Here is a 6144-nt window from a genome sequence, read left to right as displayed (position 1 = left end):
TCTCTTCACCCGAAAGGCAATCCACAACAAACCGTAGCCGCTCGTCCATGATCCCAGTTTCTCGCCAAACCATCGCCGGTCCTCCCGGCGGACAAGAAAACTGTCACCCATGCTATCGGTCCATTCTGTTACCTATCTATCCGGTTCGGACACCGGGCACTTCTCCCCGTATAGCGACGGGGAGAAGGAGGCTGGCCGCAACGTTGGCGCCTTTCTTGTAACGATGGAGATTAGCGAAGCGGTCGATAACAGCTCCCTCTCCCCGTCACTATACGGGGAGAGGATGCCGGCAGGCAGGTGAGGGGCGGCGCAGACGTCCCCTCGTTATCCCTTACTGCTGACCTTCCACGGATCCTTCACCCTCGGCCACACCGGCCGTGTCAGCTTCCTGTAATCGGTCACCGCAGGATTGCTCGGATACGAACTCGGCGCCGAGACATAGATGATCTCGGCGCCGATCGGTTCGAAGCCGGCATAAAAGTGGTTGGTCGACTTGATCAGCAGCATGTCCTTGGCCAGCGGATCGACGCCGATGTTGGAGAAAATGTCCGGCTCGAAAGTCTGCGTGCGATTGGTGTTGAGGATCACGTCGACCTCGGTGCCTTCGATGCGCACCACCGCTGACGGTCCCAATGTCACGCGGCTCGGCCCGAAACTCTGCCAGCTTTCGCTGACAGCCTTCAGCACCTTGACGCGCGCGTCGATCGGCTCACCCGCTTGAGGCCCGGCCTTGCCGCCGAAACGCAGGTCTATGACAGCGCCCTCGCCGGCCGCCAGGCAGAAGGTCACCGCTATCGGATCCCAGATCGTCGCCACGCCAAGCTTGTCCAGGCCGCGCGCCAGCATCTGGCGCAGCACGAAGGTGCCGTCGCCGGGAACGCCGCCGCCGGGATTGTCCCAGACGTCGGCGATGACCACGGGCTTGCCGGGATTCCCGGCACGTACGGCCAGCGCCCGGTCGATGCCGTCGGCGGCATCAAGCATCGTCATCGCTGTCTTTTCGCGCATGGAATAGAGCTCGCGTCCGAGTTGTTCCGCCAGCGCGTCGCCCCTGGCCTTGTCATTGTCGGTGACGACGAGGATGCGCGTGCCCATTTCCGGCACGTCGGCGGCCATGAAGCCGTGGATGACGGAGACCGACAGAACGCCGTCCTTGCCGTGCAGCGCCTTGATGCGGTCGACGAAGGAGCGCATCGGCTCGCGGCTGGTCGGCAGCACCTGGATCATGCGGCAGTCGAAGGTCGAGATGACAGGCTTGATCTCGCCACGCGCCGCGGCAAGCCCGAGTTCGACGACGTGTTCGCCGCGCTCGTAGAAATCGGTGTGCGGGAATTCGAGGAAATAGGCCATGATGTCGGACGCCGCCACGCGCTTGGGCGTCAGATGGCTGTGCGGATCGAACTCGCAGGCGATCACCACGCCAGGCCCGACGATGCCGCGCACGCGCTCCAGCAGGTCGCCCTCGCAGTCGTCATAGCCTTGCGCCACCATGGCGCCATGCAGGCCCAGCATGACGGCATCGACCGGCAAGGCGGCCTTGAGCTGGCCAAGTATTTCGTCGCGCAGCGCCTCATAGGTCTGCCGCTGCACGAGACCGCCGGGCTCGGCCCAGGTCGCGGTGCCTTCGATCACGGTGAGACCTTCCGCGGCCGCGCGGCGGCGCAGCGCCACGATCGGCGAAGAGCACAGCGTCGGCGTTTCCGGATGCTTGCCTGGACCGGCATAGAAAGCCATCTCGAACGAGGCCCGGTCTGTCGGCACCGGCGAGAAGGTGTTGGTTTCCGTCGCCAGCGAGGCGGTGAAGATACGCATGAAAGCTCCGTGGACTTCTTGTTTTTTCGCAATTCCGCGCGGAAAACCGCTGGGAACTTTTCCTGAATTGCTGGAATGCTATTTGACCGCCCCGAGCGCCAGCCCCCGGACGAGATAACGCTGCAGCCAGATGAACAGAATCGCCACCGGCAAGGTGGCCAACAGCGTCGCCGCCATGACGTGATGCCATTCGATCGTGTAGCGGCCAGCGACCAGCGAGAACACCTGGATCGGCAGCGTGTAGCTCTCCTGGCTGCGCAGCATGGTCAGCGCCACGACGAACTCGTTCCAGGCGTTGATGAAGGTGAAGATCGCCGTCACCGCGATCGCCGGCAGGCAAAGCGGCAGGAACACTTTTCGCAAGGTCAGCCAGCGCCCGGCCCCTTCCATCCAGGCCGCCTCCTCGAGGTCACGCGGAATGGTGTCGAAATAGCTCTGCAGCATCCACACGGTGAAGGCGACGTTGAAGGCCATGTAGATGAAGCCGAGCGCTGTGGTCGATTCGACGAGCCCCCAGGCGGCCATCAGCCGGAACAGGCCGAGCACCAGCACGATCGGTGAAATCATCTGCGAGATCAGCAGGAACTGGCGGAAGGCGCCGTAGCCGGCGAAGCGGAAGCGCGACATCGCGTAAGCCGCGGGCACCGAGATCAAGATGGCGCCGACGGTAGCGATCACCGAGACGTAGAGCGAATTGGCCAGCGCCTGGCCGAAGCCGGTCGCCACCCACATGTCGGAAAAATTCGACCAGCGGAACTCGCTCGGCCACCAGGTGGGTGTCAGCACTTCGGTCCGAGGCTTCACCGCTGTCAGGAACATCACCGCGAAGGGAAAGATCGTCACCACGATCAAAGGCGCCAGCAGCAGCCACGCGATGGCGGTACGCTTCAGTTTGCTGCTCATGCGCGCTGCTCCCGCATGGCGAGGCGCACATAGATCATGGTGAAGACCAGCAATATGGCGAACATCACCAGCGACACCGCCGACGCCTCGCCCAGCTTGCCGATGCGGAAGGCGAGCTTGTAGAGGTGGGTCACCAGGATGTCGGTCGAATTGGCCGGCCCGCCCTGCGTCATCACCCAGATGATTGGGAACGAATTGAAGACGTAGATCGTGTTGAGCACGATGGCGATGTTGATGAACGGTTTCAGCAGCGGAAAGGTGATCTCGCGGAACTGCTGCAGCGGCGTTGCCCCCTCCAAGGCGGCCGCCTCGTAGAGATCATCCGGGATCGACGACAGGCCGCCGAGGAAGATCGTCGTGGTGAACGGCACCGTCACCAATATGCCGATCAGCACCTGCATCGGAAAGGCCGTGCCGGCCTGTGCCAGCCATTGGATGTTGTGGTCGATCAGGCCGAGCCCGATCAGCGCCGAATTCAGCATGCCGCTTTCGCCGCTCAGCGCCCAGCGCCAGACCACCGCCGTCATGGTCAACGACACCGCCCAGGGCAGCATGATGATGACGCGCGCAAGGCCACGGCCATAGAAATCGGTGTTGAGGATCATCGCCACCGGGATCGAGACCAGCAGCGCGCCGCCGACCACCAGCACCGTCCACAGCCCGGTACGCCAGAGGGCCGCGATGAAATCGGGATCGGCGGTGAGCGCGGCGAAATTGGTCAGGCCGCTGAACTCCCGCAACTGGCCAAACCGATTGACGTCGTGCGTCGCGATCTGGATCAGGTCCCAGACCGGCCAGAAAATGACCACCGCAGCCAGGAACAGGCTGGGCAGGGTCAGGAGATAGGGCAGGAAGCGATTTTGCATCGGCTGGTTTGTACCGCTTTGCGAGGCATCAGTAGCGCTGGTTGGCCAACAGACCTGTTCTTCCCAGGCGCCCGGTTTCGAACTCTTTCCCGCCGTCGGCGCCGCCCCTCACCTGCCTGCCGGCATCCTCTCCCCGTATAGTGACGGGGAGAGGGGGTGCTTTCGTCACCGCTTTCGCCAGTCACCAGCGTCCAAGAAGGGCGCCGAGATTGCGACCAGCCCTTTCTCCCCGTCACTATACGGGGAGAAATGCCCGGCAGGGCAATGAGGGGCGGCGCTGACATTGGAGAGCAGCCGAACACTTCTAGAAGTGTGGCGCGCCCCGCCTGAGTCGGGGGCGCGCCACGGGCGCAGGGAGATACGCCCTATTTCTTGAACACGGCCCTATTTCTTCAGCACCGCATTGGCCTTGACTGCCGCCTCCTTCAAGCCTGCCTCGGGGTCGCCGCCGAGATAGATCTTCTGCATGGCGTCCGAGGTGATCTGGGCGACTTCTTCCCAGCCCGGGATGATCGGCGCGAAACGGGCATCCGGCAGCAGCGCGGTAAAGGCGGCGAGATCGGCGTTGTTGACGTAATAGTCCATCTTGGCCTCTTCCTTGTTCACCGGGAGGAAGCCTTCGCCTTGCGTGAACTTGGCGCGCTGCTCCGTGGTGAACAGGAAGTCCATCAGCTTCCAGGCCTCATCCTTGTTCTCGGAGTTCTTGAACATGATCATGGAATCGGTGACGCCATAGGTGCCGCGCGCGCCGGTCGGCCCGGCCGGAATGGCGGCCACGCCGTATTTGAGGCTCGGCGCCTCATCCTTGATCTGGTTGGACAGGAAGGGCGCGGTGATCATCATGCCGACCTTGCCCTGCTTGAACAGGTTCTGCACGTCCTCACGGTTGTTGGAGGTGACGCCGGGCTCCGTCAGCCCCTCGTCGATCATCGACTTGTAGAGCTTGGCGGCTTCGAGCGCGCCCGGCGTGCCGAGGCCCGACGTGCCGTCCTTGTTGAGGATCTCGGTGCCCTGCGACCACATGGCGTAGTAGTAGTAGACGTCGGTCTCGATCTCCTTGCCCTGCAGGCCGAAACCGAAGGCACCCTGCGCCTTGATCTTGCGGGCATCCTCCTGCAGTTCGGTCCAGGTTGCCGGCGGCTTGGCGATGCCGGCCTTCTCGAACAGCTCCTTGTTGTAATACATGGCGCGCGCCGAAGCGGCGATCGGCAACCCATAGGTCTTGCCGCCCATGATCGAGGGCGACAGGAAGGTGTCGATGAAGCGGCCCTTGAATTCGGGCGTGATATAGCTGTCGAGCGGCTCGGCGACATCCTGCTGGACGAAGTCGATCAGCCAGCGCGTGCCGATGATGGAGAGATCAGCATTGGTGCCGGCGGTGATGTCGGTGGTCAGCTTCTGCAGGAGCACATCCCAGGGCACCACCTCGAACTTGACGGTGATCCCGGGATTCTTCGCCTCGAACTCTTTCTTGACCTCTTCGAAGTAGGGGCCGGTCTTGGCGCTGTATTCGGCGACGGTAACCCGCACTTCGCCAGCTTCTGCCTGCGCCGCGAAGGCCAGAATGCCCATTCCGGCCATCAGGCCGGCAGTCCATTTCGCAAGGTTCATCTGATCTCTCCCATTTGGTCCACGCTTTTGCGCTCCCTGTGCCGGTGCTGACACAAGATTTATGTGACTTTCCTACATTATCGATGAATTTGCCGCATGCAAGCGGATTATGATGTTGCTTAATTACATTCCATTCTTTAGCCTGCCGGCATCTGCCTGACCTGCCGGAGGAGCAAGCGCCGTGGTTTCGAGAGCCGAATTCGAAGGCAGGACGGTCGTCATCACCGGCGCCGGTGGCGGCCTTGGCTCCGCGATCGCCGCACTGCTGGCCGGCAGGGGCGCACGGGTGGTCGGCTGCGACCAGTCCGAGGAGGCGCTGGCGAGCCCGCACCTTGCCTCGCGTCATGTCTTCGATCTTCTCGACCGGGCCTCGGTCGAAGCCGCGGTCGCCGCAGTGCTCGAAAAGGACGGCGTCCCCGACATTGTGATCAACAATGCCGGCTGGACGCGCGCCGAGACGCTCGATGCGCTGACGGCGGACAGGATCGAGCATGAACTCGACCTCAACCTGACCGGCGTGATGATTTTCGCCGATCCCATTGCCAAGGCGATGGCCGCGCGCGGTTCGGGCAGCGTCGTCTTCATTTCGTCCGTCAACGCCATCGCGCATTTCGGCAACCCCGCCTATGCCGCTGCCAAGGCCGGCATCAACGCCTATGCCAAATCGATCGCCGTCGAGCTCGGCCGCAGCGGCGTGCGCGCCAATGTGGTCTGCCCCGGATCGATCCGCACCGCCGCCTGGGACCATCGCCTCGCCAAGAACCCCGACATAATCGGCAAGCTGCAGCGGCTCTATCCGCTCGGCCGCATCGTCAACGCCCCGGAAGTGGCCGAAGCGGTGGCTTTCCTTGCCTCCGACCGGGCCTCGGGCGTAACAGGCGTGGTGATGCCCGTGGACGCGGGATTGACCGCCGGCTGCCTGCCGTTCATCGACGACATATTGGGAGCGTGA

Annotated in this window: 5 protein-coding genes; 1 reads left to right on the top strand and 4 read right to left on the bottom strand. The window is 63.1% G+C overall.

From position 1 onward, the window contains the following. Positions 1–324 precede the first annotated feature (324 nt). The 4 genes from EN804_RS30960 to EN804_RS30940 all read right to left on the bottom strand — a co-directional run bounded on the left by EN804_RS30960 (position 325) and on the right by EN804_RS30940 (position 5192). Positions 325–1812, bottom strand: a complete 1488-nt coding sequence (locus EN804_RS30960; RefSeq protein WP_135922013.1) for a M81 family metallopeptidase — start codon at positions 1810–1812, stop codon at positions 325–327. Positions 1813–1890: 78 nt separating this feature from the next. Beyond that, on the bottom strand, positions 1891–2715 hold the full coding sequence (locus EN804_RS30955) for a carbohydrate ABC transporter permease (RefSeq protein ID WP_127277072.1): 825 nt from the start codon (positions 2713–2715) through the stop codon (positions 1891–1893). Then, a complete protein-coding gene (locus tag EN804_RS30950) occupies positions 2712–3581 on the bottom strand; it encodes a sugar ABC transporter permease (protein ID WP_127277074.1) in 870 nt (289 codons plus the stop codon). Before EN804_RS30950 ends, EN804_RS30955 begins: the two co-directional genes overlap by 4 nt. A 384-nt stretch (positions 3582–3965) precedes the next feature. Continuing rightward, positions 3966–5192 carry a sugar ABC transporter substrate-binding protein gene (locus EN804_RS30940; protein WP_135922012.1) on the bottom strand — a complete coding sequence of 409 codons (1227 nt, stop codon included), beginning with the start codon at positions 5190–5192 and terminating at the stop codon, positions 3966–3968. Positions 5193–5373: 181 nt separating this feature from the next. Between EN804_RS30940 and EN804_RS30935 the strand changes: the two genes are divergently transcribed. Further along, complete coding sequence (locus tag EN804_RS30935; protein WP_135922011.1) at positions 5374–6144, top strand: SDR family oxidoreductase; 771 nt, start codon at positions 5374–5376, stop codon at positions 6142–6144.

This window comes from Mesorhizobium sp. M8A.F.Ca.ET.161.01.1.1 (assembly GCF_004792105.1).
GTDB lineage: Bacteria > Pseudomonadota > Alphaproteobacteria > Rhizobiales > Rhizobiaceae > Mesorhizobium.
This window is presented reverse-complemented; position numbering and strand designations above follow the sequence as displayed.

Excerpts from the sequence above, each read along its gene's own strand:
- EN804_RS30960 (WP_135922013.1), bottom strand. The coding sequence starts at position 1,812 with ATGCGTATCTTCACCGCCTCGCTGGCGACGGAAACCAACACCTTCTCG.
- EN804_RS30955 (WP_127277072.1), bottom strand. The coding sequence starts at position 2,715 with ATGAGCAGCAAACTGAAGCGTACCGCCATCGCGTGGCTGCTGCTGGCG.
- EN804_RS30950 (WP_127277074.1), bottom strand. The coding sequence starts at position 3,581 with ATGCAAAATCGCTTCCTGCCCTATCTCCTGACCCTGCCCAGCCTGTTC.
- EN804_RS30940 (WP_135922012.1), bottom strand. The coding sequence starts at position 5,192 with ATGAACCTTGCGAAATGGACTGCCGGCCTGATGGCCGGAATGGGCATT.